Source organism: Rubritalea profundi (assembly GCF_002954445.1).
Taxonomy (GTDB): Bacteria; Verrucomicrobiota; Verrucomicrobiia; order Verrucomicrobiales; family Akkermansiaceae; genus Rubritalea; species Rubritalea profundi.
This window is the reverse complement of sequence record NZ_MQWA01000001.1, coordinates 824,931-850,524: the sequence shown is the minus strand read 5'-3', so window position 1 is coordinate 850,524 and position 25,594 is coordinate 824,931. Positions and strand designations below refer to the sequence as shown.

General features: G+C 49.9%; 27 protein-coding genes. 16 read left to right on the top strand and 11 right to left on the bottom strand.

Annotated features, from left to right (window positions below):
- Positions 1-58: 58 nt before the first annotated feature.
- Both BSZ32_RS03750 and BSZ32_RS03745 read left to right on the top strand, forming a co-directional pair.
- Positions 59-865, top strand: a complete 807-nt coding sequence (locus BSZ32_RS03750) for a DUF6288 domain-containing protein (RefSeq protein ID WP_105042187.1) — start codon at positions 59-61, stop codon at positions 863-865.
- A gap of 21 nt (positions 866-886) precedes the next feature.
- Positions 887-1,945 carry an alkaline phosphatase D family protein gene (locus BSZ32_RS03745; RefSeq protein ID WP_105042186.1) on the top strand — a complete coding sequence of 353 codons (1,059 nt, stop codon included), beginning with the start codon at positions 887-889 and terminating at the stop codon, positions 1,943-1,945.
- 41 nt (positions 1,946-1,986) lie between these two features.
- Here the strand turns inward: BSZ32_RS03745 and BSZ32_RS03740 are convergent, their stop codons facing one another.
- The 7 genes from BSZ32_RS03740 to BSZ32_RS03715 form a co-directional block, all read right to left on the bottom strand.
- The gene (locus tag BSZ32_RS03740) at positions 1,987-2,235 is read right to left on the bottom strand and encodes a hypothetical protein (RefSeq protein ID WP_105042185.1); all 249 of its coding nucleotides are present in this window, start codon (positions 2,233-2,235) and stop codon (positions 1,987-1,989) included.
- Positions 2,236-2,376: 141 nt separating this feature from the next.
- Positions 2,377-2,553 carry a DUF4159 domain-containing protein gene (locus tag BSZ32_RS18655; protein WP_165788625.1) on the bottom strand — a complete coding sequence of 59 codons (177 nt, stop codon included), beginning with the start codon at positions 2,551-2,553 and terminating at the stop codon, positions 2,377-2,379.
- Complete coding sequence (locus BSZ32_RS03735; protein WP_165788624.1) at positions 2,520-3,095, bottom strand: DUF4159 domain-containing protein; 576 nt, start codon at positions 3,093-3,095, stop codon at positions 2,520-2,522. The genes BSZ32_RS18655 and BSZ32_RS03735 overlap by 34 nt, the downstream gene beginning before the upstream one ends.
- A gap of 154 nt (positions 3,096-3,249) precedes the next feature.
- Positions 3,250-3,687, bottom strand: a complete 438-nt coding sequence (locus BSZ32_RS03730) for a hypothetical protein (protein ID WP_105042183.1) — start codon at positions 3,685-3,687, stop codon at positions 3,250-3,252.
- 146 nt (positions 3,688-3,833) lie between these two features.
- Complete coding sequence (locus BSZ32_RS03725; RefSeq protein WP_105042182.1) at positions 3,834-5,045, bottom strand: FG-GAP repeat domain-containing protein; 1,212 nt, start codon at positions 5,043-5,045, stop codon at positions 3,834-3,836.
- A gap of 12 nt (positions 5,046-5,057) precedes the next feature.
- Positions 5,058-8,411 carry a PVC-type heme-binding CxxCH protein gene (locus tag BSZ32_RS03720; protein ID WP_105042181.1) on the bottom strand — a complete coding sequence of 1,118 codons (3,354 nt, stop codon included), beginning with the start codon at positions 8,409-8,411 and terminating at the stop codon, positions 5,058-5,060.
- On the bottom strand, positions 8,411-9,313 hold the full coding sequence (locus tag BSZ32_RS03715; protein WP_165788623.1) for an SGNH/GDSL hydrolase family protein: 903 nt from the start codon (positions 9,311-9,313) through the stop codon (positions 8,411-8,413). The genes BSZ32_RS03720 and BSZ32_RS03715 overlap by 1 nt, the downstream gene beginning before the upstream one ends.
- A gap of 189 nt (positions 9,314-9,502) precedes the next feature.
- Here BSZ32_RS03715 and BSZ32_RS03710 point away from each other — a divergent pair, with 189 nt between their 5' ends.
- A complete protein-coding gene (locus tag BSZ32_RS03710; RefSeq protein ID WP_105042179.1) occupies positions 9,503-10,192 on the top strand; it encodes a 3-keto-disaccharide hydrolase in 690 nt (229 codons plus the stop codon).
- A gap of 31 nt (positions 10,193-10,223) precedes the next feature.
- On the opposite strand, the gene BSZ32_RS03705 is transcribed toward BSZ32_RS03710, so the two are convergent.
- Together BSZ32_RS03705 and BSZ32_RS03700 are read right to left on the bottom strand one after the other, a co-directional pair.
- Positions 10,224-11,129, bottom strand: coding sequence for an SMP-30/gluconolactonase/LRE family protein (locus BSZ32_RS03705; RefSeq protein WP_105042178.1), 906 nt, complete (start codon positions 11,127-11,129; stop codon positions 10,224-10,226).
- A 129-nt stretch (positions 11,130-11,258) separates the two neighbouring features.
- Positions 11,259-11,756 (bottom strand): hypothetical protein, encoded by a 498-nt coding sequence (locus BSZ32_RS03700; RefSeq protein ID WP_129589577.1) that lies wholly within the window; start codon positions 11,754-11,756, stop codon positions 11,259-11,261.
- 306 nt (positions 11,757-12,062) lie between these two features.
- Here BSZ32_RS03700 and BSZ32_RS03695 point away from each other — a divergent pair, with 306 nt between their 5' ends.
- From BSZ32_RS03695 to BSZ32_RS19605, 10 genes are all read left to right on the top strand, one after another.
- Positions 12,063-13,199 (top strand): cobalamin-dependent protein, encoded by a 1,137-nt coding sequence (locus tag BSZ32_RS03695; RefSeq protein WP_105042176.1) that lies wholly within the window; start codon positions 12,063-12,065, stop codon positions 13,197-13,199.
- A gap of 109 nt (positions 13,200-13,308) precedes the next feature.
- Positions 13,309-14,946 (top strand): methylmalonyl-CoA mutase family protein, encoded by a 1,638-nt coding sequence (locus BSZ32_RS03690; RefSeq protein WP_165788622.1) that lies wholly within the window; start codon positions 13,309-13,311, stop codon positions 14,944-14,946.
- A 63-nt stretch (positions 14,947-15,009) separates the two neighbouring features.
- Entirely contained in the window at positions 15,010-15,921 is a 912-nt protein-coding gene (locus tag BSZ32_RS03685; protein WP_105042174.1) for a DUF4339 domain-containing protein, read from the top strand.
- Positions 15,922-15,926: 5 nt separating this feature from the next.
- Positions 15,927-16,583 (top strand): potassium channel family protein, encoded by a 657-nt coding sequence (locus BSZ32_RS03680; protein ID WP_105042173.1) that lies wholly within the window; start codon positions 15,927-15,929, stop codon positions 16,581-16,583.
- 62 nt (positions 16,584-16,645) lie between these two features.
- On the top strand, positions 16,646-17,260 hold the full coding sequence (gene lexA / locus BSZ32_RS03675) for a transcriptional repressor LexA (protein ID WP_105042172.1): 615 nt from the start codon (positions 16,646-16,648) through the stop codon (positions 17,258-17,260).
- A gap of 231 nt (positions 17,261-17,491) precedes the next feature.
- Positions 17,492-17,845: a hypothetical protein gene (locus BSZ32_RS18255; protein ID WP_129589576.1), complete on the top strand. Its 354-nt coding sequence runs from the start codon at positions 17,492-17,494 to the stop codon at positions 17,843-17,845.
- A 27-nt stretch (positions 17,846-17,872) separates the two neighbouring features.
- Positions 17,873-18,460 (top strand): Maf family protein, encoded by a 588-nt coding sequence (locus BSZ32_RS03665; RefSeq protein WP_105042170.1) that lies wholly within the window; start codon positions 17,873-17,875, stop codon positions 18,458-18,460.
- Positions 18,461-18,464: 4 nt separating this feature from the next.
- A complete protein-coding gene (locus tag BSZ32_RS03660; protein ID WP_105042169.1) occupies positions 18,465-19,460 on the top strand; it encodes a diacylglycerol/lipid kinase family protein in 996 nt (331 codons plus the stop codon).
- A gap of 249 nt (positions 19,461-19,709) precedes the next feature.
- Complete coding sequence (locus tag BSZ32_RS03655) at positions 19,710-20,111, top strand: SanA/YdcF family protein (RefSeq protein ID WP_240610556.1); 402 nt, start codon at positions 19,710-19,712, stop codon at positions 20,109-20,111.
- 76 nt (positions 20,112-20,187) lie between these two features.
- Positions 20,188-20,850, top strand: a complete 663-nt coding sequence (locus BSZ32_RS19605) for a DUF502 domain-containing protein (RefSeq protein ID WP_105042167.1) — start codon at positions 20,188-20,190, stop codon at positions 20,848-20,850.
- A 323-nt stretch (positions 20,851-21,173) separates the two neighbouring features.
- Here BSZ32_RS19605 and BSZ32_RS03645 read toward each other — a convergent pair whose 3' ends face one another.
- Positions 21,174-22,214 (bottom strand): transporter family protein, encoded by a 1,041-nt coding sequence (locus BSZ32_RS03645; protein WP_105042166.1) that lies wholly within the window; start codon positions 22,212-22,214, stop codon positions 21,174-21,176.
- Between the two features lie 168 nt (positions 22,215-22,382).
- Positions 22,383-22,784 (bottom strand): hypothetical protein, encoded by a 402-nt coding sequence (locus BSZ32_RS03640; RefSeq protein ID WP_105042165.1) that lies wholly within the window; start codon positions 22,782-22,784, stop codon positions 22,383-22,385.
- Between the two features lie 128 nt (positions 22,785-22,912).
- On the opposite strand from BSZ32_RS03640, the gene grpE reads away from it, so the two are divergent.
- The 3 genes from grpE (at position 22,913) to BSZ32_RS03625 (ending at position 25,548) form a co-directional block, all read left to right on the top strand.
- The gene (gene grpE, locus BSZ32_RS03635) at positions 22,913-23,548 is read left to right on the top strand and encodes a nucleotide exchange factor GrpE (RefSeq protein WP_165788619.1); all 636 of its coding nucleotides are present in this window, start codon (positions 22,913-22,915) and stop codon (positions 23,546-23,548) included.
- A gap of 19 nt (positions 23,549-23,567) precedes the next feature.
- Complete coding sequence (gene dnaJ, locus BSZ32_RS03630; protein ID WP_105042163.1) at positions 23,568-24,719, top strand: molecular chaperone DnaJ; 1,152 nt, start codon at positions 23,568-23,570, stop codon at positions 24,717-24,719.
- 100 nt (positions 24,720-24,819) lie between these two features.
- Positions 24,820-25,548 carry a 16S rRNA (uracil(1498)-N(3))-methyltransferase gene (locus tag BSZ32_RS03625; protein WP_105042162.1) on the top strand — a complete coding sequence of 243 codons (729 nt, stop codon included), beginning with the start codon at positions 24,820-24,822 and terminating at the stop codon, positions 25,546-25,548.
- Positions 25,549-25,594 lie beyond the last annotated feature (46 nt).

Below are 25,594 nucleotides of genomic sequence, written 5' to 3'. Positions count from 1 at the left end.
TTCTTATTAAAAATAAAAGTGGTGTACTACCGCTTCACTAGATCTCTCTTCTATCTATATGAAAAAACTCATCAAAGTCCTAGGAATTTTAGTGCTGACTACAGCCCACCTTATTGCTGCACCGTCTGGTAAGATGAAAATACCTGACTTCCTCAAAGGCGATGCTATCCCCGAGGGCGCGACCCATGACTGGAATCTCGGCGCAACTGGAGCTCGCGGATGGATCTTCAGCAATCAAATGGTAACTTCCGAGGCTCGGCAAATCTATATCACCAAAGTAGATGCACGCTCACCTGCCGCCAACGTACTAAAAGTGGGTGACGTAATACTTGGAGTCTTCGGCAAACTTTTCTCCTATGATCCAGGAACCGAATTCGGCAAGGCACTCACAATCGCCGAGTCGGATGCCGGCAAAGGAAACCTCTCTCTAATCTGTTGGCGCCAAGGAAAGCAGAAGCAACTAGTGGTGAAACTTCCTGTTCTCGGCACCTACCGCGCCATCGTAGAACCCGCACCAAGTGGAATTATGTTTGCCGACCAAATCCAGACAGCAGGTCTGAAGCTTTTTGCCAAGCACGGCATTAGCGAGGGTATTGAGCTGACTGCAGCTTATGCAAAAAACATGAAACAACATGCGAGTGAGAAACGTATTACCGTAGTCATGGAGCTTATGAAGAGCTACGGAGCTCACGGACAGCGCGCCATACCGATGCTTGAGGATGCAATTGACTACTTCGATAACAAAGAAAAGAGCTTCCCCAAAAGACTCGGAGAATTCAAGTCCAAGACCGTAAGAGATGCCATTAAAGAGATCAAGGAATCCACTGAACGGCCGAAGCTCCGAAGCATCAAGTCAGCGCTCTAACCATTACCAAAAGCAACCATCATGATGAAAAAATTATTTTCAATAGCAACGATCTCGACCGGATTATGCGCTGCCGCACAATCGCAGGTGAAAAGCGATTTCCACCAAGCCAAGATTATCAAAAAAATAGCGTTTGGTTCGTGCAATGAACCGAAGAAAGGGAACTCTCCGATGTATGAGGCAATTCTTAAACACAAACCCGATGCGTTTCTCTTCCTCGGCGACAACATCTACGGCGACACCGCGGACATGGAGCTCCTTTCGAAAAAATGGCAAAAACTCGGAGACAGCGAAGGCTACCAAAAACTTTGTAAAAACACTCCTGTGATCGCGACATGGGACGACCACGACTACGGCATCAACGACGGCGGCAAATCCTACAAGATGCGTGAAGAGTCACAACAGATCTTCCTCGATTTTTTCAAAGACCCAGCCGACTCACCGCGACGCAAACGCGCTGGAGTCTACGCCTCATACACCTTCGGTACCCCTGGCAAAACCTGCCAGATATTGATGCTCGACACCCGTTATTTCCGCGACGAACTACCACGCACAAAAGGACCGAAAGCGAAAGGAACCGTCGGTTGGTACAAGCCCACCGACGACACCTCCAAGACTCTTCTGGGCGAGGCACAATGGAGGTGGCTCGACGAACAACTCCAAGTCGCTGCTGACATCCGCATCATCGGCAGCAGCATCCAGGTGCTCGCTCACGAAAAGGGCATGGAGAACTGGGGCAATGTCCCGCACGAAAGAAAGCGCCTCTTCGAATTACTCAAGAAGCACAAGGCGGTGCACACCTTTGCGATCTCTGGCGACGTGCACTTCGCGGAGCTATCGAAGACGGATGCCCTAGGTTACCCGTTTTACGATCTTACCAGTAGCGGAATGACCCATGCAAGCAAGGGATGGGCCAACGCTAAAAACTCATTCCGAGTCGGCAAATCATTTCCCGTACAAAACTCCGGGCTCATCGAAATCGATTGGGACGACAAGTCGATCGCGCTCAGCATCATCAACAATGCAGGCGAAAAAGTTCTCCAGCATCCGCTGAAGTTCTCAGAGCTCGAATTCAAATAGAATCTCATGCGCTGGCACAGGCGCAGAGATGAGACCAAAGCTCACTTAGTATCGGTGAGCTTGAACTTCTCGTCTTTGTGTTTTGCTAACAATGCATTGAGTCGTGGTACGATTTCAGCTTTGTTGCCGAGCACCATCCAGTTGCAGTATTCCAAGGTGGATTGCGGGCCGAGGCGGACGGTTCCGATCGGTGCTAGGTGGATGCACTGACCATCATCGGTGAAGCTGGCCATGATGTTGAGTTTGGGTTGGGCTCTGGCCCATGGTGGGCCAGGTTTCTGGCTAACCATCTCCCACCGTCATTTTTTCTTCTGGGTCGCCTTGTCCCACTGGTTGAAGGAGTAGTAAACGAGGTTGATCCCGAGATTTATTGCGGCGTCGCGCATTTTTCGGCGTCACGTCTATGGACCCCTTCGATTTCCAGGCATCGTTCATGTCACCTGGGTGATAGAATACGCACCAGCGCCCGTCGTGCTTAATTCCCAGAGGGCGCCTGCACCGTGGTGCCAGAAGGCGGGAGGCCCATCAGGGAATCCGTTAGGCAGTTGGTAGATCATGTCGTCGTCGGCGATATCTACGAGGGCTTTGTCCGGAAAGACCTGCCGCATGAAGTGGAAGAACGATTGGTGGAATTTCGCCTACCGGCATCGGCGATGAGCATTCCGCCTTTGAGGCAGTATTCACGGAGGACTTTTGTACCTGCGGTGCTGACCCGTCCCATGCTTCCGTTTCCAGTCAGGTAAACGAAAGGAGGGAAGCCGTCATCCGGATATTTTTTCAGAAGCCCGACCGCGTGGCTTTCGCCTTTCTCGGCGACCTTGAATCCGGTCGCTTTACCGAAGGCTTGCAGAAAATTGGTGTCGGCTCCGCTTTTGCCCATGCCATCGTCCCATCCATTTCCACCGTGATTGAGGCGGATGAAGCGAACCTTTACATTCGCCATAGCCTTGGGAAAACCACGCATTGGGCTCACAGCTTTGCACTCTGACACTCTTCCGCGCTCCGGCTTGGTGGTGGTCTTGTAGGTTAACTGTGTCATCAGCTCCATATATTCATCGATCTCTTCCGTGATCTGCGGGTCCTCAGCGTTGAGTGAGGAAAAGGAACCCACTAGGATCACCAAGGTCAGATGGATGGAGCGGGAGAACATGTTTTGATTTTTTCTCATTTGCTCTTCTTCTGGATCGCGCTCGTTGAGCTGGTTGAACTGCTAGAAATTTACCTTTTGGCTAAGGTGTTCGGAGGGCTGGCATGGGGGAAGATAGCGGCTTGTCTGCTCACCGGTAAAAAGATGGGGGAGTGAATCACGGAAGGGTCACCGGCCCGATGTCATGCAGGTTGCCGTTTGGATCGAGGTATTTGAGTTCATAGGTTCCTGCTGCAACCCCTTTGGGTTCGATGTAGCCCGGGTAGGTTTTTTTTCGTCCGACAAGACTAGATCCTCCGGCCAGCCTAAAATCGGCAGTGATGTGGATCTCCTTTCCGACAACCGAACTGTGGACTTTGGACATCCATTGCGCTGAGTGGATAATCGCCGTCTTGAACTTGATCGGGATTCTATGGGTTCCGTCTTTCTGAACCGTGGGGGCAGTTACGATAATCCCTTTTGGAGCAAAAAAGTTACGAGATTTCTTTTCGGCGGATGCGGTTCCGAGGCTGATGGTGATCAGTAGGGTGGTGATGAGGATTCCTTTGATCCCGAAAATGAGCGGGTTCTGATTTGCAGACGTTGGTGTTTTCATAGGATGCAATAGTGGCGTGGGATTGTGAAAGAGTATGTAAATAGACTGTAAAATCCGAATGGCCGGAAGCATTTCCTAAGAAATTTCAGCTTGGAGTGGAGCCAGGTTTCTGGAGAAGGAAAGGGGGCTGGCATGAGAATCTATCGCTACTCGCCGCTTCCTTTACGGCTCACGAACAGAAAGACTCCTTTTTTATTTCCGACGCCGAGGTCGCTTTTACCATCGCCGTTGACATCTGCTGCCACCAACTGGGTTCCTGCCCCGGAATCTGAGTCGAGGAGATGGGGGATGAAACGCGCCCCCTTATCGTCTCTAACAAGCTCATACCAATAGAGCACTGCGGCTCCTTTGGCGTCCGGGTCTCGACCGTCGTGGGCCCAGTAACGCTTTCCTGTAGCGAAGTCAGTTAGGCCGTCGCCGTTGAAATCACCTGTTACCAGCGCATGTGACTGTGTGAAACTGACTCCTCCGACGCCGGGAGACTTGTCCTCAGGAATGAGCACGTGCTTCTTAAAATGAATCTGGCCATCTCGCTTTTCGTTCTCGAACCATGCAAGACCCCATGCGTGGGCACTGAGGCTGGTCACGATATCCTGATCACCATCGCCATCGATGTCATAGACTAACATTTGAGCGCCACCTTTTTTTGAGGATAAGCTATAAGGGTGAAATTTCCAATCGCCGGGCTTAAGCGGATCAGCTGGCGCTTCATACCAACCTTCCTTTTCCAGAATATCAATTTTTCCATCGCCATTGAGATCACCAAAACCTAGACCGTGGTAGTAAGGTGACCCTGTGCGCTTAGGTGAGATGGGGTGAAATACCCAAGGTTTCTCTGCGTTTTCCCAGTCTGGGGTGAAGAAGCCAAACCGCCCTTCCTGCATTGCGATGAATTCCGGCTTGCCGTCTCCTGTCAGGTCGCCCATCTCGGGTGATTCATTACCGACCTTTGCTGCTACGCGGTGGCGAGGCCAGTCTTCTGAGGGATTTTCGGGTTGCAGGTAGAGATCAAGATGGAATTTTCCATCGTGTGCCACTTGGAAGATGTCGGCTCTGCCGTCTCCGTTCATATCCATTATCCAGCTTTGAAAAGAGTTGTGGGCGTAGCCTTTTGGAGAAACGGCTTCGCCAGCGCGGTAGCGATGTTTTTTCTGGAAATCCGGTCCTTGCCACCATAGTGGGCCGGCAACAAGATCGATCTGGCCATCGCCATTGACATCTCCGAAGGATGCTCCCTCGGTGTAAATCCCCGGGGCGAGGACTATTTTCTGGTGGTTGGTAGAATCGGAATGAGAATCGATGGCTGCCATGAGCATGGCAACTAGACCGAGGGGGATGATGAGATAGATGGTTTTCATTTTTATGGAATTCTATTTTGTTTGAGTCTCGATAAGGAAAGGAGCTAGGCGTTGGGTTGAATTGACAGCTAGGGTGAAGCGGTCATCCGCTCCCCCGGCATTAACTACGATTGTTGCGGGTCCTTCTTTAGGGAGTTTGATTTCTTTGATGCCGTCAAAAAGATACATCTGGTGAGTATTATTTATTTTTAGAATGACTTTGCCCTTCTTTTTAGAGCCTAGACCAAATCTAGCGACCCCCCAACGACTATTTCCCCTGCCTTTGACTATCGGAAGATCACCTGGACGGATTCCCCCATTGACGCGACTGACTAGTGGAGTCCACAGGTAGCCTTTGAATGGCTCGGCGAAGATAACTGCTCCTCGGTGAGCGATCTGGTCAGCCACTCTCTTGTGAGACTGAAGCACCTTCCATTTACGAATAACCTGCCGGGCATCGGTTTTGAAGTCACCCTCTTTGCCGAGCTCGGAAAGGAACCGGACTAGGTCGATAAATTCGTCTTCCCGCAGGCTTGCGGTGAGTCCCGGAGGCATCATGGAAACCGGGCTTATTTTGAGGGACTTAATGTCAGCTCTGGCGATGCGGATGCTTTTGCCAGCAAAGTCACGCAGAACGACTTCCTCTCGACCTTCGCTCACAAGCCCGCCAGTGTGGGCATTGCCATTTTTCTCAATCACCGACGTGGTGTGGTAACCTTCTTTGATCTTGTCATTGGGGTTAAGTAGCGAGGTGATGAGGTAGTCTACAGGGGCACTTGCGCCGATGCTGACAAGGTCGGGACCAATGGGAGAGCCTATCCCTCCGATAGCGTGACATGCCGTGCACTGCATAGCTACACGACGGTAGATGGTCTCGCCACGATGAGGGTCGCCATCAGTATTGACGCGCTTCACCATTGTGGCCATATCCTTCGCCGAGAGCTTTTGTGTCATGGGCTTGAGTTTTCCGGCAATCTTGAGTGCTTCCATCAAGTCTTTTGGTGGCTTTCCTGAAGTTCCTGCGCGTTGTAATCCAAGGCTGGCAATCTTGGGTGAAAGCGTTTTTCCTTTCAGTGCGTTAGCGAGGGCTGTGGAAGCTTTAGGGTTTTTCAAGAAGAGACTCAAGAGGCTGTGCCGATCTGAGCCATCATCCTTTGCCAGTAGTTCAACAGCGGCAGCCGCGGCTTTGTCGGGCGCAAGACTCGCCAGTTCCCTAACGGCAAGAATGCGAAGTGGCTCGTCCGTGTTTTGCTGAATCATTTTTTCAAACAAGGTCACCGCCTGAGCTCCCCCGTAGAGCCTAAGGCCTTCCGCCGCCGCTTTACGTTTTTTGGGTGAGTCCATCAATGCTGCAACGAGTTTTTTGCGCGCAGGGGCAAGCTTCCACAATCCAGCGAGTTGTGCCGCTTTACTGAAAATTTCCGGCTGATCACTCTCCAGTAATGGGAGGATTTTCTCTAGCCCTTTAGCTGGCTGAAGCTTTCTGATTTTTTTAGCCGTGATGAGATGATCCAGTACGGCCGGATTATTAGGAGCAAGATCGAGCAGGCGTTCCAAATCCTTGGCATTGCCAACCTGCGAGATCACTTCAATGGCTTGAGCCTTTTGTTGCGCGTCGAGCGAGTCGTCATCAAGTCCTTTGAAAATGATCTTCAATGAGAGCGGTTTGCCGAGTGACTTCATCGCAAAGAGAAGATGAGGAAGGTTGCCGTCGAAGATGTTTTTTCCCGATTCAAATTGCGGAACCCAGTGAGCTTCGTGCTCGCGCACAATCGACCAGAGCGCAAAATCGATGGGTTTGTCCACGGGGTGATCCAGCGCACGGAGAGCCAACGGGACCGATTGAGAATCGGGCATTTGCGCTAGACAACTGATGGCCCCGAGACGCACCTGAGCGTTCTTGTCGTCAATGGCTTTCCTAACAATTTCCTTCGCTCCCGTCACTTCATCGTAGCGATGATAGATCAAGCGCAACGCAGCAGCTCGGTAACGAGGGTCGCTGGATGAAGCTAGAGTCGTTACGATGTCGACGTTGGTCGAGTTGAGCGCTTGATACGCCCACATGGCTTGTAGCAGTGAAAAATCATCCTTCAGACCAGCGCTCCATGACTTCAGTTTCGGAAAAGTCTCAGATTTTTTGCGATTCCGGAGTTCGGTCCGCGCCAGATCACGGTGGACGCGTTCCTTTGAAAGCAGGCTGCTTAGAATCTGATCAATCGTAGCCTTGGAAAAATTCTTCTTCTCAATCAGCGGGCGATCCTTGAACGTGACGCGCCAGATTCTCCCCCTTGTGTGGTCTCGTCTTTTGTCCCGGAAATCCACTTCACCGTGCTGAATGATAGGGTTATACCAATCGGCAATGTAAACCGCTCCGTCTGGTCCCATTTTCACATCAATAGGTCGAAAGGCCCGATGGGATGAACTCAGGAAATCTGCAATCCGAGTCGAGGTGTAGGTGCTGCCGTCGGGTGTGAGTTTGTAGGTGTTGATCCGATGGCCGCGGAAGTCTGGTGAAATCATCACACCGCGCAAGGCATCGGGAACATGGGAGCCTGAGAGGATTTCGAGTCCACAGAGTTTTGGCTGGCCTGGGTTAAGCCCTTTCATCACGCGCTTGGCTCCGGGAGAAGGGTGAAAAACTGATCGTGGGAAAATATAGTTGATACCTTGTCCTCCTGCCCCATCGGTAGCAAAGGTTTGACCGTAATCGTCGAAGGCAAATCCCCAGGGATTCCAGAGACCTTTGGAAAGGATTTCTGCGCGTTGGGTCTCTGGTCTGAAATGCCAGATTCCACCACCCATCAGACGACGCACGCCATAGGGAGTTTCAAGATGACTATGAATATAAACCGATTGCATAAAATAGATCATGCCATCTGGCCCCTGCTTCAGGGTGTGCACAAGATGATGCGTGTCTTCGGTTCCAAAACCTGAGAGTACAACGGTCCGCTTATCAGCCTTGCCATCACCATCAGTATCTTCCAAGAAGAGAATCTCGGTTGAGTTAGCAACATACGCTCCACCATCGACAGGCAACACGGCTGTTGGGATGTGTAGATTTTCGGCAAAGACAGTGCGCTTGTCAGCCTTGCCATCACCATTGGTATCCTCAAGCACCAGAACTCGATCATTCTCCTCAGCTCCGGGAACGATGTGGGGATACATTCCGCTCGAAACAAGCCAGAGACGACCTTGCGTATCAAAATTCATTTGCACGGGTTTCGCGATCATGGGATCGGACGCGAAAAGTTCGATTTGCATGCCCTCCGGTAGATTGAAGCCTTGCTTCTGTACGACCGGATCAGGATTAGGAATATCGGTTAGCCCGCGCTGAGCGTGGGCAGAGAGAGTGCAAAACAAGACGGTAAGTAAGGTTCTCGGGATCATTATTTGACGGTTGAAATGGATTGTCTGAAGGTTTCGATCTCTTTTTCACGTTCTGCAATGAAAGGATCAAACATGGGTAGTTCCTTGACGTTGTTTCCCTGTTCATGCTTACGGAAAAGACGCAGGTAGGTTTCGTTGGCTGGTCGCCAGCGGTGGAAGAAAAGTTTGTTTTTTGCTACGATGGTTTCGCGGAGCTTGCCACCCCGCTCGCTCTCAAGCTGGCTTTCGTTAGGTGGAGTCAGTCCAAGAGCCTTGGTGAACTTCGGAGCGATTACACGATAACCTTTTTCATGGAAATGTAGTCCATTATCGGTGAGACCCTTCCCTCCGGTCCCCACTGCAGTATAAAAATCGGCAAAGGAAAGCTTCCTCTTCTTGGCTAGCTCGGCAATTGCATTCGAGTACTGTGCCAAACGCTGGTTGTGCTCCGTCATATCGGGCATGGGATCTCCAAGGCTTTCGGCCGGAGGTGGTGAAACGAGAACAATCTCACGCGGGTTTGCCGTCTCCGCGATCATATTTAAGAGACCTTCGTATCCCGCGATAAATTCTGGCAGTCCTTTATCTCCCTCAAAAGCGGCTAACGCGCCGTAGCAGACGATGACCACATTCGGCTTGAGCTCAGCTAGGTCGGCCTTGAGTCGACCGATTCCATCTTTCGGAGGCCCGAAATAACTGCGAGCGTGCCCAAAAACGCTATCACCACTCCAGCCAAGGTTTCGAAACTTGAGGTTCTTTTTCCCAGCAGCCAAAGTGACTGACGTCTCCAAGTGGCCATACTTTTGCGCGCGTTCGATCACGGTGTTTCCCAGAAAAACAACCACATCGCTGTCCTTAAATGTAATTGCCTCCAGCCGCGGGATTGACAGCAGGGTGACCAAAAATAATACTCTTCCTAACATTGGAAAAAGGCTTCTCTTTATGAGGACATATGACAAGGATGATCTTATGAAAGTTTTTTTCCTCACCATCAACGCAGTCCTCTAGAAAGCCATCCAAAAATCAAATTCCTAGCAGTCAGTAGCAGTAACTTGATGTTTGCTGAGTCTGAGTGAAATATAGTACTACAAGCAAACGTTTTAAAAGAGATCATGAAAATCAGAATGACAATTTTTGCTACATTAGCTGTGGCTTTACTTGGTGGACCGCTAGCGACTGCCGAACCATTATTTAACGGGAAAGATCTTGCGGGCTGGAAGACCGATGTGCCAAGTGCCGATAAAACCCCTGGCATTCAGCCCAGCTTTATTGTGAGGGATGGAAAATTGGTGAGCCTTGGCAGCCCTCGCGGCCATTTAATCTCTGACAAGTCTTACGAGAACTATCGTCTTACCGTGGAGTATCGTTTCACTGGAAAGCCCGGCAATTGTTGTGTGTTGGTTCATTCCTCCACGCCACGAGTTCTTTATGGAATGTTTCCAAAATCGATCGAAATTCAGATGCAATCCGGTCATGCCGGAGACTTCTGGTGTATCGAGGAAAATATTGAAGTCCCCAACATGGATCAGCGCCGGCCGAAGAAAGAGGGACAAAAATATGGTGGAAGTAAAGGCGATGCACGTCGCATCCTGAACCTTACGGATGATTCCGAGAACAAGCTAGGTGAGTGGAATAAAATGGTCATCGAGTGTAAAGCTGACGAGGTGAAAGTATGGGTCAACGATATCCTTGTAAACCATGGGACTAAATCAACAGCCAGAAAAGGGCAAATCGCGCTTCAAGCCGAAGGCTCCGAAGTTGAATTTAAAAAAGTCGATCTTGAACCGTTAGCAAAGAAGTAGGTTTGCCTCGAAGGGGATTGGTAGACATCCTTTATTTTTTTGCTGGCAGTGCCCCCCTGGCCAGAGTCTTGACCGAGTAAAGCGACTTCCTAGCTGTGATGAACAAGGTATCGAAGTCCTTGCCACCAAAACAAACATTGGCTGGATGTTCCTGTATCGAGATCACGCCGAGTTTTTTGCCATCCTTATCAAACACATGGACACCACCTTTGGAAGTGGTGTAGATGTTTCCTTTGGTGTCGATACACATACCATCGCAGCGTATCGGAATCTCGAAGACAGGTTTGTCTCCGATGGTATCTCCTAACACGTCGAAGGCTCTGATGATGCCCACCTTGCCCGTGTCTGCGATATAAACGCGTTTTTCATCAGGAGAAAAGGCAATGCCATTTGGCATGTCGAAGTCCTTGTATATCACAGTGATCTTCTTCGTTGTTACATCGAGCCGGAACACCCACTTGCCTGGAAGCTCGCTTGGTTTTCCCCGTAACCCGTAGCTAGGGTCGGTGAACCAGATCGAACCATCGGATTTGATCGCGAGATCGTTGGGGGAGTTTAATTTTTTTTCTTCAAATTTATCGACGAGCACGGTGATGGTGCCGTCGGGTTCGGTGCGGATGATGTTACGTCCCGCATGTTGGCAGGTGAGAAGTCGGCCTTGCAGGTCAAGGATGTTGCCGTTCGAGGCCTCGGATTTTCTGTAGGGCAGGAGTGCATCTTTTTCCGACCACTGCATTAGCATGTTGTTAGGGATGTCACTGAAAACGACCATGCTATTCTCAGGCAGCCAGACTGGCCCCTCGGTGAACTTCATGCCAGTGGCGAGTAAATTGACCTCGGTGCCGGGTGCGATGATGCTGTTGAGATTCTTGTCCTGCGCTGGTGCCACAAGCGCGAGGTAAAGAAGTGTCATGGGGACGAAAAATGGCGATTTCATAAGGTAGTTAGACTGGCGTTTTAAGGAGGACGCATCAAGGATCAAGATAGCAAACCCGCCGAATCAGATCAAGTGCTAGAATGGTTCGTCGAGCAGCCCAAGCCTGCCTTTGCTCTCCACGGACGGTCACTATTCCTCAGTGTTTGGTATGTGGATCTCCCCTTTGATTCTTGGGACAGGAACAAGCTCAACTTCTGGAATTGCGATTTTACCAAGGAGATGCTTGGTCGTTGATTCCGGCTCGACGACTTCTAGCTCAGGTTCTGGGCAAACGATGCCTTTGAGGACATTAAGGATAGGATCAGGATCTGCATGAACCGGGATGGTTTCAGAGGTCTTGTCGGGTCCGGACTCAGTGTTCTCAGTGGCAGTGGTTTCTTTTTGTTGGCAGGAAGCCAAGGCGAGAGTGGCGATGCTGGCTCCGAGGGTGAGTGGCCTAGCGAGACGAAATGCACCACAGAGCTTGCCGCCGTTCTGAACTTTGAGAGCTAGGATTTCATCGCAGGAATAGTCGGTGAGGTCGTGGACATGAGTGCTGCATTTATTGCAAAATTTCTGGCGTTGTTCTCCAGTCATTAGGTTCCAGTCTTCGTGGCAGGGTGTCGGTATATAGTCTTGTGGGTTCATCGTAATTCTATGGTTTCTATGACCATTGGCATGGCCGCCTCATAATGTGACATGAAAATCGATAAATAGGGGCGCGAAGGTGGGGAAAGTGGCTTCCAATTAGGAGTCCTAGATTTTATCAATTGGCCCAGTCTCATCCGTGGCGTTAGTGAAATCCGTGGTAGATGGTGTTTCATTATCCTAGTTTCATCGTGCTCGACTTTTCGTCACTTTCGCGTGTTTAGCGATAGAATCGTTTCGCCAGTCCGTCTTTGTTGATAGAGAATGAAGCTCGTTTAAGTGGAGATTGTGCGTTAAAATTCTCAAATGGGCTGTTCTGATTTAGCAAGTGAACCACTCCGTATACTGACTGCGGTGCCTCTGTGTGATGGGCATGATAGTGCGGTGATGGCGGTGAATCAGGCGCTTATCCTTCAAGGGTACGAGGTGGTGTACCTAGGTTACCATCGGTCGGTGCAAGATATAGTCAGGGCGGCGATCCAAGAGGACGTGGTTGCGGTTGGTATTTCTAGTTACAATGGTGGCCATTTGGAATTTTTCAGAGAAGTCGTGGAATTGTTAGAGGTGAAAGGACGCTGTGACATAGGAGTGTTTGGAGGAGGAGGTGGGACGATTACCCCTGCGGATGTGGTACTGATGAAGAGCTATGGTGTGGATGAAATTTTTCTAGCGGGGACGAGTTTTGAGTTTATAGATGAGAGGCTCAGAGAACTCTACGGCGGTGGGCGAGATCGAGCTGAGTGTGAGCTGGAAATAGCGAATGATGATAGAGGTTTGGCGATGGTGCTGAGCTCGGTGGGTAGCTTAGAAATAGATCGGAAGAAATGGGTTCGAGGCTCAGCTAAGGTGATTGGTTTTACTGGGCCTGGTGGCGCGGGTAAGTCGACATTGATAGATGAATGGGTGCGTGGTTATTTGGCTGATCATCCAGTCGGGCGGGTGGCGATCTTAACTCACGATCCTAGTTCTATGGAGAGAGGTGGGTTGTTAGCGGATCGGGCATCGATGGTATATGCGCAGGATGATAGGGTGTTTATGCGGAGTCTGGCTACTAGAGGGAGGCAGGGTGGTTTTGCTCCTTCGACTGAGGTTTGTTTGCGGGTTCTCGCTAGTGTGGCAGCGGGGTTTGATCATGTGTTAGTCGAGACAGTGGGGACGGGGCAGGAAGCATTGCCGTTTGAGAATTCTGTGATCGATACGAAGGTTTTGGTGCTCCACCCCGAGTACGGAGCTCGGGTGCAATTACAGAAAATATTGATGATGGATAGCGCTGATGTGGTGGTGCTTAATAAGACCGATTGGGCGAGCGCTGCGAGGGCGGTGGAAGAGGTGGCTCATCAAATTTCGCTGAGCAATGAGGGAGAAGTTAGGCTCTATCAGACACAAGCGAGTGAGCATGGCAATGTTGGTGTGACTGAGCTTAGAAAGGATTTGTTAGGGTGAAGGTACTTAACAAAGTTGTCTCAAGCGTGGAGTTGTTTAACAAAGAGGTGGAGCAACGAGTGTGCGAGGCTAGAAATGATGCTGAAGTGGGCGCGAACTGGCTGCTGCGTTGGAAAGAGATTCAGAATTCGATCCCGCAGGTGGTGACGCTACAGGGATTTCGTTGCCACGGCTACCCCTGCCTGAACTCGATGAGCCTGGAGCGATCGCTCGCTATCTTTGCGGCGAAGGTCTACCAGGCGAGTTCCCATTTCTTAGCTCAGCGTATCCTGAAATGTACCTCGACCCTGAGGATGGGAGTAAACCGCAAGAAGAACCTACTCGGTTATTTGCTGGGCTAGGAACGGCTGAGGAAACCAACGCACGCTTTCATTTGCTCACTAAAAGTCAGAAAAGTCACCGTCTGAGTACGGCATTCGACGGACCGACTCTCTACGGAATGGACAGCGATGCCGATGGTGTCTTTGGCAAAATTGGTGAGGGAGGAGTGGCGGTGGACACGGTGGAGGACATGGAGCGGCTGTTCGATGGTTTTGACCTCAGTGATCCGCAGACATCGGTATCAATGACGATCAATGGACCCGCACCAACTATTATGGCGATGTATGTGGCGGCAGCAAAGAGGCGATTTGGTCCAAATGTCGAGAAGGTGTTACGAGGGACCGTGCAGGCGGATATTCTTAAAGAAGTTCAGGGGCAAAATGAGGTACTCTTTCCTGTGGCTTCGTCTCTTCGGTTTTTGCTAGATATGATGGAGTATAGTGTTTCCCATTTTCCGAAATGGTATCCCATTTCTATCAGTGGTTATCACATCTCTCAAGCTGGAGCCACTCCAGTCCAACAGGCCGCCTACACGCTTTCTAACGGATTCTCTTACGCTGATATGATGCGTGAGCAAGGAGTGGCAGTGGATGTGTTTGCACCGAGGCTTTCATTCTTTTTTGACTGTGGAGTGGACGTGGAATTTATCGCCCTGAGTAGGGTGTGCCGTAAAATTTGGGCGATCGGGATGCGTGAAGTTTTCGGTGGCGATAACAGATCGCAGTTATTGAAGATGCACACCCAGACCAGTGGGAGGTCGCTGGTTTCTGCGGAATTTAAAAACAATCTAACAAGGACAGCGCTAGAAATGATGATGGCATATATGAATGCGACGAACTCATGCCACAGTAATAGTGCCGACGAGCCATTTACCACACCCAGCGAGGAGTATGTGAAGCTGGCTTCGCATGGCCAATCGATCTTGTTGGAAGAATCCGGCTTATTTCGGCACATGATGAATGGTCTGAGCGGCTCACCAGGGATGAAGGCGGTGGAGCGTGCTGTGGAGTCTGAAATTCTAAAGGAATTCGCCGAGATAGAAAGGCTCGGTGGTGTGTTGGGAGCTATGGAGCACCGGTACCAACGCAGTCAGATCCAGGCTGCCTCATACCGTTACGAGCAACAAATACTGAGCGGCGAACGACGTGTGATAGGGCTGAATCGCTATGCTGATTCGAATGATGCTGAGCTCCCCTCTGTAGTGCGTGTGACGGATGCCGTGAAGCTCAAGCAGCTGGAAAGAGTGCGCGCCTTTAAAATGAAAAATAAAGAGGCCGCTGCCGAGGCTCTGGATGGCCTGAGCCAAGTGGTTGAGAATGGGGGGAATGTTTTTGCGCAGTTAGTTGAGACTGTAGAGGTTTGCTCGCTGGGTCAAATCACAGAACGCTTGCAACGAGATGTCGGCATTTTCAGGCCAATGATTTAATTCTGCAAATCGTTCTTCCATGCTTCACAGTGTGGTTTCAATACGATAGATTGCGCGGCAATAATGAGTGAACAAGAATCAGTCTGGTATTATACCCAACACGGGGAGCGCAAAGGGCCAGTTACTTTGGACGTGTTGCGTGGGGCGATCGAGCATGTGAAGATTGATCGCCAGAAGGATCTCATTTGGGGACCAGGTTTGAGTGATTGGGTGACCATGGACAAGGTTCCTGAGCTGCAAGGTCTAGCCGCTGGCCCACCTCCAGTAGCACCCGCTGGTCCACCAGAAATAACCGCTTCAGCAAAGGTAGAACCACCAGCGCCGATCGCTCCAACTGAGAGTCCGCCTTCACCGCCAGCAAGTGGCATAGCTTCGGCTCCAAAGCCAGCTGACGCACCAGCTTCGGCCAATCCTTATGAATCTCCAGCAAGTCTAGAGGATGACACTGCTTTAGCAGACGCGATGGCTGCGAGACGTGTGGGGGAGAGCTCTACAGGAATGGGGCGGTTGGCGTACTTTTTATGGAGCCTATTGATAAATGTCGCAGGAGTCATGGTGGTATTTTCTATAGCTGGTAGATATAAGACTCTAGTGGATGAGACTGGAGTTCGTGAGGACGGTCTAGTCGTTGGAGTTCTAGCAACCATATTGGTGCTTGGTATTCTGGGCTTGGTTGTCAGTCTTTCACGTCTTAAAAACCTATCGATGTCACGATGGAATTTCCTTTGGAGCTTCGTGCCATTTGCCAATATCTGGTTGGGATTCAGGATGATTGCCTGCCCTCCTGGCTACGCTCAACACAAGAAATTAGATGTACCAGGTAAAGTAATGTTAGTACTATTTGTTGTCTACATACTGTTCTGCATAGCGACGCCTGTATTGTTCTCGGGAGCTAGCTATTACAAAGAGGCGGCGGATAAGGCTCAGCAACAGATCGAGGAGCAGCAGCACGCTAAAGAAGGAGAATCTGACTAAATAGTATGAATATGCACTTCCGTAACCAGGCAATGGCGTTGATTTTAGCCGAGATTTTTCTCATTAGCACTTCGGCGTTTTGGGAAAAAGAGCTTCAAGGAGGGTATTGGCTCACATCTATTTATTTCATATTTTTCACACTTGGTGGCTATGCCTTAGCTCAGAATAAAGGCTGGCTCTACCGATACATAATTCTCTGTGTCGGCAATCTGTTGTTGAACCTAATGGTGGGCGGTTTCTGGGTCGAGTTGTTAGCTTGCGTTTGCTCTACGCTGGCCCATTTGATGATTTTCAAGGTTTTGGTTAAGCATAGCTTTTTTAGGAAGAATGTGCCGAAATCAGATAGGGTGCTGTCGGGGATAGCGGGTTACATTTTGTTAGGTCTGTTTTGGGCTGGCATTTTTATCTTTATCGGTGAGCAACAACCGGGAGCTATCTTGAATCAAGTTTCTGGGGAGGCTGCCTCCGCTGCAGAGAGACTCTATTATAGCTTCGTGACGATCACCTCGCTGGGCTATGGAGACATCGTGCCTGTGAGCCCGATTGCTAAAATTGTAGCTATCTTTGCAGGCCTCAGCGGCGTGCTTTTTACTACCATCTTTATTGCAGCTCTAGTGGGGAGCTTGATGATCAAAGGAGTAAAGGAATTCACCGCATCATAGTTTTGACTTGTCAGGTGTTCAAATGAATGTAACTATGTTCTAAAGAACACGAGTTTAAAATTATGAATGATAAATTAACAAATAGGCAGCAAGAGGTTTACGATTTTTTAAAAGAAAAGTTCAGAGAGTTTGGAGTGATTCCTTCCTCCAGAGACATCCAAGACCACTTTGGTTTTGCCAGTCAGACGGCAGCGATGAACCACCTTCGCTCACTTGAGAAAAAGGGGGTGATTAAACGAAACGAGGATAAGAGGCATCAGGTGGCCTTCACCGATGAGCTAGACCGAGAAGAAATCGTGGACATTCCTGTCTATGGAGCCATCGCGGCAGGTCTGGGAGAAGATCAAGAACAGCAACAAGATGGTTGCATCTCTATTGATATTCGGAGTTTGGGGATTCCGCGCAATGCTCGAACATTCGCTCTCAAGGTTCGGGGGGACTCAATGATCGATGCGCATATTTGTGATGGCGACACAGTGATTCTTGAGTTCCGTGAGCCACGCCGTGGCGATGTCGTAGCAGCTCTAATTGACGGAGAAACAACTCTCAAACGTTATGTCATACAGGGGAATAAACCGTACCTGCAGGCCGAAAACGAAATGTTTCCAGATCTAATCCCCGCACGTGAGCTGATCATCCAAGGAGTAATGGTGGCATTACTCAGAAATGCGGCGTGATTCGCTACGCTCGAATTAGGAAGTCAGAATTAGGAATTAGGGGTACGAAAATCTGGTTTCGAGAGCACTGGATAGGCTTTTCATTCAACTGGTTAGCTTTCGAAAATTTCGCTATTTTCGCGGTTAGAAATTAGTGAAGTATATGTCAATCTGTGACTGAGTTCGGAGTGTTGGCTTGGAAAACGCAAAACTTGATTGGCGCAGTCAAACAAGCTGTGCTAGCTCTAGAGCGTGGAAAAACCATCATCATTGACTCGTTATGCGCTGCAAAGGCGGCGTGTGCATGCGAGCTGGAAGACGACATTGATTTGTGGGATTGTGGGCGGCGGCATTTTTCTGGCTACAGGCTTGATGGCGACTGGAGGAGTTTTTTTAGTTGTATTGTTGTTAGTACTAGTGCGTCCAGCGATGGAGATCTATTATTCTAGACAATGCATTTGCCCTCACTGTGAAGCGGACCTCTTTTTAGAGGTGTGCGAGATCGAAAACGCCGGTGGGATCGAACAAGGATTGGCTTGCCCTCATTGTGGTCGTGATGCTTCAAAGGTGGATTCGACAAATGGGCCTGTGATTGACATTGGCTAATCTCGAATGGCTTGTATTGCTTAGGATATGAAGAAACGGTTGATATTGGCATCGGGCTCTCCGCGGAGGAAGGAATTACTGGCTGAGTTAGGTTTTAGCTTTGAGGTTATTACTTCCGACGCCGAAGAAGAGCATCGCTCGGATATACCACTTACAGTGCTTTGTGAGCGGAATGCAGAGCTGAAAACTCAGGCGGTAGCATCGCAGTACCCAGACGCAGTAGTGTTAGGTGGCGACACCTTGGTGTATATCGATGAGGAACCACTGGGAAAGCCTAAGAGTGAAGAAGAGGCTGTAGTGATGCTGAAGCGTTTGTCTGGCCGAACACATCAAGTGTGTTCCGGAATGTGTCTTATTGAGGAAGGGCGTGTCGTGCCCTTTCACGCTGTGACGGATGTGGTTTTTAAAACGATTAGTGAGGAAACGATTAGAAGTTACATGGCGAAAGTCAATGTGATGGATAAGGCGGGGAGTTATGCGGTCCAGGAATGTGGCGATATGATCATCGAGAGCGTGAGTGGCGATTTCTCTAACGTGGTAGGCCTACCGCAAGCCTTAGTTCTAGAGCAATTACAATCTTTCGGGTTGCAGCCAGAGCCAGATCTAGCATCATAGGGCGATGCAGGCAGCTCAGTCTCGTTACCCATTGCTATACAACCCGAATGCACGCAGCCAGAAAGGCAAGCGGGCATTGCAGTTCTTGATGGCGAATGCTCAGGATTTTATTCTCTATGCTACGCGTGACATCGATGATGCCAGAGAGTTAGCAGCAGACTTCGCTGAGAAGGGTGAGACCGTGGTTCTTGCCGCAGGAGGGGACGGTACTCTCAATGCGGTGATCCAAGGATTGGCTGGATCTGAGACAGCTCTCGGTATTCTGCCTGCGGGCACGATGAATGTGTTTGCCCGAGAAATGGGGATTCCCGTGCCTAATCTACAGAGCTCTAAGCTATCTAAGGCATTGGAAATTATCGATGCCGGCTTTGTACGTGAAGTCGATCTCTTTGTCGCGAACGATCAGCCATTTGTGCAGATGGCGGGGATTGGTTTTGATGCGCAGGTGATTGAGGACACGACTGTCGAATCTAAGAATTTGTTAGGGCCTCTGGCGTTTCTCATGTCTGCGGTGAAGGTGTTAGGGGAAAAGCCTCCTAAAATGCGAGTCATCTGTAAGGATGGTAGGGAGTTTGAGGGCGTTGCAGTTCTTGTGGGCAATGGCCAACTCTATGGAGGACAGGTGAAATTGTTTTCTAAAGCCTGTAATGAGGATGAAATGTTAGATATTCTTGTTTTTAAAGAATCGGGTTATAAGTTTGTGTTAGATACGATCAAAGGAATAGCAGGCGTGATTGACTTGGTAAGTTCTTCGGTTGAATACGTTCAGGCTGACGAGTTCACCGTGATTTCTGACCGTGATGTTCCAGTGGAAGTAGATGGCGAGTACGTTGGGCGATTTGAGGAAGTAGATTTCAAACCTGCTGAGCGAAAGCTCAGAGTGCTAGCGCCTGAGCATGTCGAGGGAGGTTTTGCGCATCTTTGGAAAAATTGGCAGGACTTGCCACGTAAGCTAGCTGGTGATGGAAAAAACTCAGAAGTTAAACAAGACTCGAAGTAAGCGCTGGATTTGGATTCGTAGAGGAATCTACGTGTCGTTGTTGTTAGGCCCCACTTTGGTTAGTTTCACTTGGTATGCTAATGTGATCACAGATGCAGCGGGGGAGGGGAAGATCTATGAGGATGTTAGTCTAGTGCCTGATGGGCGAGTAGCACTGGTGTTGGCTGTAACCCCAAGGTTGAGGGGCGCGACAATCTTTATTTCACCTACCGGATCGCCGCAGCTGAGTCATTGTGGAAGGCTGGGAAAGTGACAGGGTTTATAGTGAGTGGAGACAATCGCCGAGACTCCTACAACGAACCAGATGCTATGAAGGAAGCTCTCGTTGCACGGGGAGTTCCAGCTGAGAACATCGTTTGTGATTACGCAGGATTGAGAACTTTTGATTCGGTCGTGCGTGCTAAGCAAATTTTTGGCGTGAAGAAAGTAGTCTTCGTTTCACAGCGTTTTCAGAACGAGAGAGCTCAGTACATGGCCACACAATGTGATCTCGATGCAGTCTCGTATGTTGCCAAAGATGTGACTGGTCGTGGTGGGCTGGGGACCAAACTGCGTGAAGTGCTCGCCCGTCCCCAAATGGTATTAAATTTTAAGCCGCTAGCGACGGAGCCCAAACACCTTGGCCAGAAAGAAATATTACCTTTTCAGTAAGCTAGAAGTTTAGGCCCAACCTAGTGGGGGACTATTTCAGTGTCGGAAGTGGTTTTTCCTGCTAGAATGGCAACTGATGCAGGTGAGAAATAAGAGTCCATGGACGCGGCTAAGTAAGCTGATCTTAGCTGGGGCAGCAGCCCTGGGGCCACTGGTGGGGACTATTTGGTTGGTGTACATAATCTATAAACTTTTGCTTAAAGTGGGCGACAGCATGGTCCATTTTATATGGCGCTTTGTGCTCTATCTTAGTGATCACACATCGACTCCACCTCAGTTCCCCGGGATTGGATTTATCAATTTTCTCCTACCACTATTGGTTCTTCTAGGCGCTGGGTTTCTATTAGCTAATCCCACCGGAAAGAGAATGTTGAGAGTCGCTGAGGCTGTGCTGATTCGCCTGCCTTTGGTCGGCTTTATCTACAAGGCTCTATCACAATTTGTCGGAGCGATTGAGGGCCTGGAAGGTGAGAGGAAATTTAAGAGTGTGGTTTTTGTGGAGTATCCTAGTCCAGGGTGTCGGTTGATTGGCTTTGTGACTGGGGAGTTTCAAGAGCATTCGGAGTGCGAGGGGCTGACCTCAGTCTTCGTGCCCACCAGCCCTAACCCACTTACAGGGTTTCTTATTCTAATAGAGAATGAAAAAATTAGGCCTAGCAACATGAGCGTCGAAGAAGCTAGCAAGTTGGTGCTTTCTGCTGGGTTAGTGACTCCTGGAGAAGTGAGAAGTGAGAAGTGAGAAGTGCCAGGTTTCTGGGCTCGGCACTAGCCACGGCTATAAAAGACCTGTTCGGCTCCTTCGGAGGCGTGCTTGGGGCATTGGAAAACCCCGAGGCCTCACGGTGTTCGGGCTCGGGGCTATTATGTGGTGTCACTTCGTGAGACTGTGGCGCGCCAGCGGACTGACGTTCATTGGACACGCTTGGAATAAAATCAGAGGTCACCAACTGGCGCCGCACAAATCATCGACGGAATGTGATACTATAAAAAACGCGTAGCCTCATCAAAGAAGCTGCGCGCATTGTAGAAAAATTCTTAATTTTTCATTGGAGTGAAGCGACTCTACCACGCGAACTGGCTGCCGAGCGTGAGCGTCCAGTCTTGGCCTAGTTGTGGGCCGTTAAGGTTCTGGTAGAGTGGTACCGCAAACTCTGCCGCCACGCGGAAACCGTTGCTTGGGTGCCAGAGATTGAGACCGAGACCTGCATCGATACGTGTTCCACCGTGGTTACTTGGGTCAGCTGGGGAGGACATTTTAGGCTTCATAGGTGTGTTCACACTATTGTCCGTATCTCCACTAATGCCTTTCCAGCTCTTAGCTCCGAGGCGTAGCGATAAACTAGACCACTCTGTGACATTACGGGCCACCCAGCTGGTGGCTCCGATACTGTCTCCGAAACTGTAGCCTTGGTTGTTTTCACTGAGGTGGATACGACCATTTGCCTGTGCTCCCCACGACCAATGGTCGGTAGGCTGATTGAGGTAGGTGAGTGATGGTAAAAGGTCGAAAGTACCTGTGCCGAGCTGCATAGAAAATGGCTGGTGACGAGTCATGCCCATAGGGGTCTTGAATGATTCACCTGTTGAACCCGTCGGAAGTGAAAGGCTCAGTCCAAAGTGTGCACGGCTTTTGTTCTCGTCATAGAACTTATAAAGTCCACCGATTGAGGAGTCTCCCCAGCCGCTGGATTTCATCTGAGTTTTTTTGCCAGCCATCATTCCGCGGGTAATTATCATGTCCATGGAGTTTTCCACGTAGTTGGTCATAGCCATCAATGTGAGTTTATTTGTAGGAGCGTACATGAGACCGAACATGTGCATTTCCATGTCCATCTCGGTTGGGACCATTGTGTAGCCAGCCTGAGATGGTTGAATCTTGGAGTCTCCATCGTAGAGGTCCTCCATGTGCATGCTCATGAAACGATAAGAAAGCATCCACTCTCCTGCGTTGTGGGTGTGCTCAGCCATGATGCTGATAGGTGCGTGGCCGTCTGGACGTCCGCCATCCCAGTGGTCGACTGCGACGCCGTCTTTCGCACCATGTCCGAGTGCGATTCCTGAAAGTGCGAGAGCCGCGAGTGCGGAGTATTGAAATGATAGCATAGTATAAAGATGTAAATTGTTAAAAGTGGGCGACAGGTGGTCGCATTGAAAATGTAGAGACGTCGATCTACGATCGTGCCGACGTGTTAGCTGCTGAGCGTTCGTTGAGCTCTAGAGCTGAGACTTCTTTGAGAAGTAATGGTCAAAGGGACCAAGAGTAGGAATGATCTACCCTAGCCTGGGTGGCGGGGTGGGAACAGAGTCGTAGAAGCAGCAGGATAGGTGAGCATCAGTCACCACATGTGGTAACAGGCTGGCAGGTGATCCAGCTGGCGGGAGAATCTTGGATGCATTCAGGCCGATAAGCTTGATGCTACCTAATTGATATTGCGGAGCTTTAGATTTTTTATCGGGCGACTTCTCATCGCTCTGCAGTTCTTGGGCGGCCAGACAGTGCTCACACGGATGCTCACCGTCAAAGGTGCTGGAGATCGCCTCAGAGAACCCTTGTGTAGGTATTCTATCATTGAGCATTGTTGCCCATGCGTAGGATTGCAGAGCCACTGATGGCACCTCCAAAATGGTGACAGCAGCTACCAGGCAAATTAGTTTGGCTAAAAAGTGGCGCATCCTTGGGATTTGGAGGTAGTGGTGATTATCTTGATGAGCAAGGAAAATCAGGGTTGTTGACGTAGAATTGTGCTAAGATCTATAGATGTGGGGTTGACCTCTGGCAGTAGCTGGCTATGAGTTTCGCCATGCAAGACGAAACAGCAAATAACACTGATGAGCAAGATGTACCAGTGGACCAACCTGTGGAAGATTCCAACAAATCCATGGACGAAATCAATGCCGAGATCGAGCAAGAGCTCGAAGAGGCAATGGTAGAGGAAGAGCTTAACCGTGAAGATCAACTCGAAGCAGAAGTTGCTGAGCTTAAAAACAAGCTTCTGCGCACTGCCGCAGACCTTGAAAACTACCGTAAGCGTAGCACCCGTGACAAAGCGGATGCCATCCGCTACGGCAACCAGCGCCTTCTTGAAGATCTCCTCCCAGTGATAGATAACTTCGGCATGGGAATGCAAGCGTCCGAGCAAGATTCAGGCTCCATGATCTATATGGGGATGTCTATGGTGCAAAAGCAGCTCGATGATTTCCTCGCGAACCAGGGAGTGCAAGTTGTAGATCTCCAGCCGGGAGCAAAGTTTGACCCTAAAGTGCACGATGCGATGGCTCAGGAGGAATCTGAGACCTTCGAAGAAGGCCAAATTATCCGAGTCATGCGCAAGGGCTACAAGATGGGTGACCGCCTAGTGCGTCCAGCCAATGTAGTTGTAGTCCAAGCCCCAGCAGTTGAAAGCGAAGAGGCTTCAGAAGAAGCCTCAGCTGAATAACCATTTATACTAAGACAAGATGTCTACTAAGAAAGATTACTACGATCTACTGGGTACTGCGCGCGATGCCGATGCCTCAACGATCAAGAAAGCGTATCGCAAACTGGCGATCAAGTTTCACCCAGACAAGAACCCAGACGATGCGGAAGCGGAAGCGAAGTTCAAAGAAATAGGTGAGGCGTATGAAGTTCTCAGCAATGAGGACAAACGCGCTGCTTATGATCGCTACGGTCACTCAGCTTTTGACGGCGGAATGGGTGGCGGAGGCGGCGGTGGTGGCTTCCACGATGCCTCTGACATATTCTCGCAAGTCTTCGGCGGAGCCTTTGGTGGCGGCGGTGGCTTTGACGATTTCTTTGGCGGTGGAGGCGGACGTTCGCGTCGTCGCTCAGCAGCCCAAGCGGGCAGCGACTTACGCTACGACCTAGACATATCCCTCGAAGAAGCAGCCGCAGGTTGTGAAAAAGAGTTAGAGATCGAGAAGGAAGCGAGCTGTAGTAGCTGTAGTGGTAAAGGCTCCAAGAGCGGCAGTGGTTCTAAAACATGTAGCACCTGTGGAGGCGCGGGTGCGGTGACGCGTCAGGCTGGAATTTTTGTGCAGCAGACAACCTGCCCAGAATGTAAGGGAGCAGGCCAAATTATTTCTGATCCTTGTGGTGATTGTCGCGGCCAAGGTCGCAGAGAAGAGACTTCTAGAATCAAGATTCGCATTCCAGCCGGTGTTGATCGTGGGACTAGACTGCGTTCTTCAGGCAATGGCGATGCGGGACTCCGCGGTGGTCCCGCCGGTGACCTCTATGTCTTCATCGATATAAAGAATCACGAAATGTTCGAGCGTGACGGTGCTGATCTCCATTGCGAAATCCCTGTGCCATTCAGCGTAGCCACTCTCGGTGGTGAACTGGAGGTTCCTACACTAGAAGGTAAGGCGTCGATCAAGATTCCTTCCGGAACGCAAGGTGGCACGACTTTCCGCCTTCGCAGTCGCGGGATAAAAGACCTGTCCTACGGCTCAAAAGGAGACCTAAACATTACTGTTCACGTCGAAGTTCCTACCAGGCTCAATTCCGAGCAAAAGGAAAAGCTCAAAGAATTTAGTGAATCGATTGGTGAGAAGAATACACCGATGCAGGAATCGTTCTTTGCTAAGGCGAAGAAGTTCTTCGAGTAAGAAATCTATTTCAAATAAAGCGGTACGTCTCACACCCGAGCGTGCCGCTTTTTTGTAGGTAGACTTCACATATCTAACTTATCACTCCACACTTTCCTCCATGAATTCTATCAATCGTTACTATCTCCCTGAAGACCAATGGTCATCCTGCGAGCTTGTGCTCACCGGAGACGAAGCACATCACTGTACGCGTGTATTGCGCCAGAAGGTGGGAGATGCGGTTGTTGTGTTCGATGGGGTCGGACGTTCGGTTCAATGCAAGGTCGTCTCAGTCGACAAATCGAAGGTCATCCTCGAAAAAGATGGGGAGATAGAAATTCAACCACGCGGGCTAGCTCTGCATCTTTGCCAGGCGATTCCAAAGTCCGGAAATATGGAGCTCATCGTGCAGAAGGCTGTAGAGCTAGGTGTTGCGAGTATTCAGCCACTCATGACAGAAAATACGGTGGCTAAAGCTGACGGTAAAAAACTTCAAAAGTGGCAACGAATAGTTTTGGAAGCTTGTAAGCAATGTGGTCAGAATTGGCTGCCAGAGGTAAAGCCCGTAGCCCAATTCAATGAATGGGTGGATTCGCGAGAAAAATATCAACTCGAAATCGTAGCCGCACTTGATCCTCGGAGCGAAGTGATAAAGGTCGTCTTAGAGAGGCAGTGCGAGATTTCATCCGCGACATTATTAGTCGGCCCTGAAGGTGATTTATCTCAATCAGAATATGACGCAGCTATAGCTAGTGGCTATCATCCAGTGAGCCTTGGTGAAATCGTCCTGCGAGTAGAAACCGCGACACTCTATTGCCTTAGCGTGCTGAGCTACGAATACGCAAAATAGCCCGCGATACAGGCTTGCGTTCTCCTCGTTCGAGAACAAAGCTACA

Bases quoted from the DNA above. Each gene is read 5' to 3' on its own strand.
- BSZ32_RS03750 (WP_105042187.1), top strand. From the start codon at position 59: ATGAAAAAACTCATCAAAGTCCTAGGAATTTTAGTGCTGACTACAGCC.
- BSZ32_RS03745 (WP_105042186.1), top strand. From the start codon at position 887: ATGATGAAAAAATTATTTTCAATAGCAACGATCTCGACCGGATTATGC.
- BSZ32_RS03740 (WP_105042185.1), bottom strand. From the start codon at position 2,235: ATGGTTAGCCAGAAACCTGGCCCACCATGGGCCAGAGCCCAACCCAAA.
- BSZ32_RS18655 (WP_165788625.1), bottom strand. From the start codon at position 2,553: ATGCGGCAGGTCTTTCCGGACAAAGCCCTCGTAGATATCGCCGACGAC.
- BSZ32_RS03735 (WP_165788624.1), bottom strand. From the start codon at position 3,095: ATGTTCTCCCGCTCCATCCATCTGACCTTGGTGATCCTAGTGGGTTCC.
- BSZ32_RS03730 (WP_105042183.1), bottom strand. From the start codon at position 3,687: ATGAAAACACCAACGTCTGCAAATCAGAACCCGCTCATTTTCGGGATC.
- BSZ32_RS03725 (WP_105042182.1), bottom strand. From the start codon at position 5,045: ATGAAAACCATCTATCTCATCATCCCCCTCGGTCTAGTTGCCATGCTC.
- BSZ32_RS03720 (WP_105042181.1), bottom strand. From the start codon at position 8,411: ATGATCCCGAGAACCTTACTTACCGTCTTGTTTTGCACTCTCTCTGCC.
- BSZ32_RS03715 (WP_165788623.1), bottom strand. From the start codon at position 9,313: ATGTTAGGAAGAGTATTATTTTTGGTCACCCTGCTGTCAATCCCGCGG.
- BSZ32_RS03710 (WP_105042179.1), top strand. From the start codon at position 9,503: ATGAAAATCAGAATGACAATTTTTGCTACATTAGCTGTGGCTTTACTT.
- BSZ32_RS03705 (WP_105042178.1), bottom strand. From the start codon at position 11,129: ATGAAATCGCCATTTTTCGTCCCCATGACACTTCTTTACCTCGCGCTT.
- BSZ32_RS03700 (WP_129589577.1), bottom strand. From the start codon at position 11,756: ATGAACCCACAAGACTATATACCGACACCCTGCCACGAAGACTGGAAC.
- BSZ32_RS03695 (WP_105042176.1), top strand. From the start codon at position 12,063: ATGGGCTGTTCTGATTTAGCAAGTGAACCACTCCGTATACTGACTGCG.
- BSZ32_RS03685 (WP_105042174.1), top strand. From the start codon at position 15,010: ATGAGTGAACAAGAATCAGTCTGGTATTATACCCAACACGGGGAGCGC.
- BSZ32_RS03680 (WP_105042173.1), top strand. From the start codon at position 15,927: ATGAATATGCACTTCCGTAACCAGGCAATGGCGTTGATTTTAGCCGAG.
- lexA (WP_105042172.1), top strand. From the start codon at position 16,646: ATGAATGATAAATTAACAAATAGGCAGCAAGAGGTTTACGATTTTTTA.
- BSZ32_RS03665 (WP_105042170.1), top strand. From the start codon at position 17,873: ATGAAGAAACGGTTGATATTGGCATCGGGCTCTCCGCGGAGGAAGGAA.
- BSZ32_RS03660 (WP_105042169.1), top strand. From the start codon at position 18,465: ATGCAGGCAGCTCAGTCTCGTTACCCATTGCTATACAACCCGAATGCA.
- BSZ32_RS19605 (WP_105042167.1), top strand. From the start codon at position 20,188: ATGCAGGTGAGAAATAAGAGTCCATGGACGCGGCTAAGTAAGCTGATC.
- BSZ32_RS03645 (WP_105042166.1), bottom strand. From the start codon at position 22,214: ATGCTATCATTTCAATACTCCGCACTCGCGGCTCTCGCACTTTCAGGA.
- BSZ32_RS03640 (WP_105042165.1), bottom strand. From the start codon at position 22,784: ATGCGCCACTTTTTAGCCAAACTAATTTGCCTGGTAGCTGCTGTCACC.
- grpE (WP_165788619.1), top strand. From the start codon at position 22,913: ATGCAAGACGAAACAGCAAATAACACTGATGAGCAAGATGTACCAGTG.
- dnaJ (WP_105042163.1), top strand. From the start codon at position 23,568: ATGTCTACTAAGAAAGATTACTACGATCTACTGGGTACTGCGCGCGAT.
- BSZ32_RS03625 (WP_105042162.1), top strand. From the start codon at position 24,820: ATGAATTCTATCAATCGTTACTATCTCCCTGAAGACCAATGGTCATCC.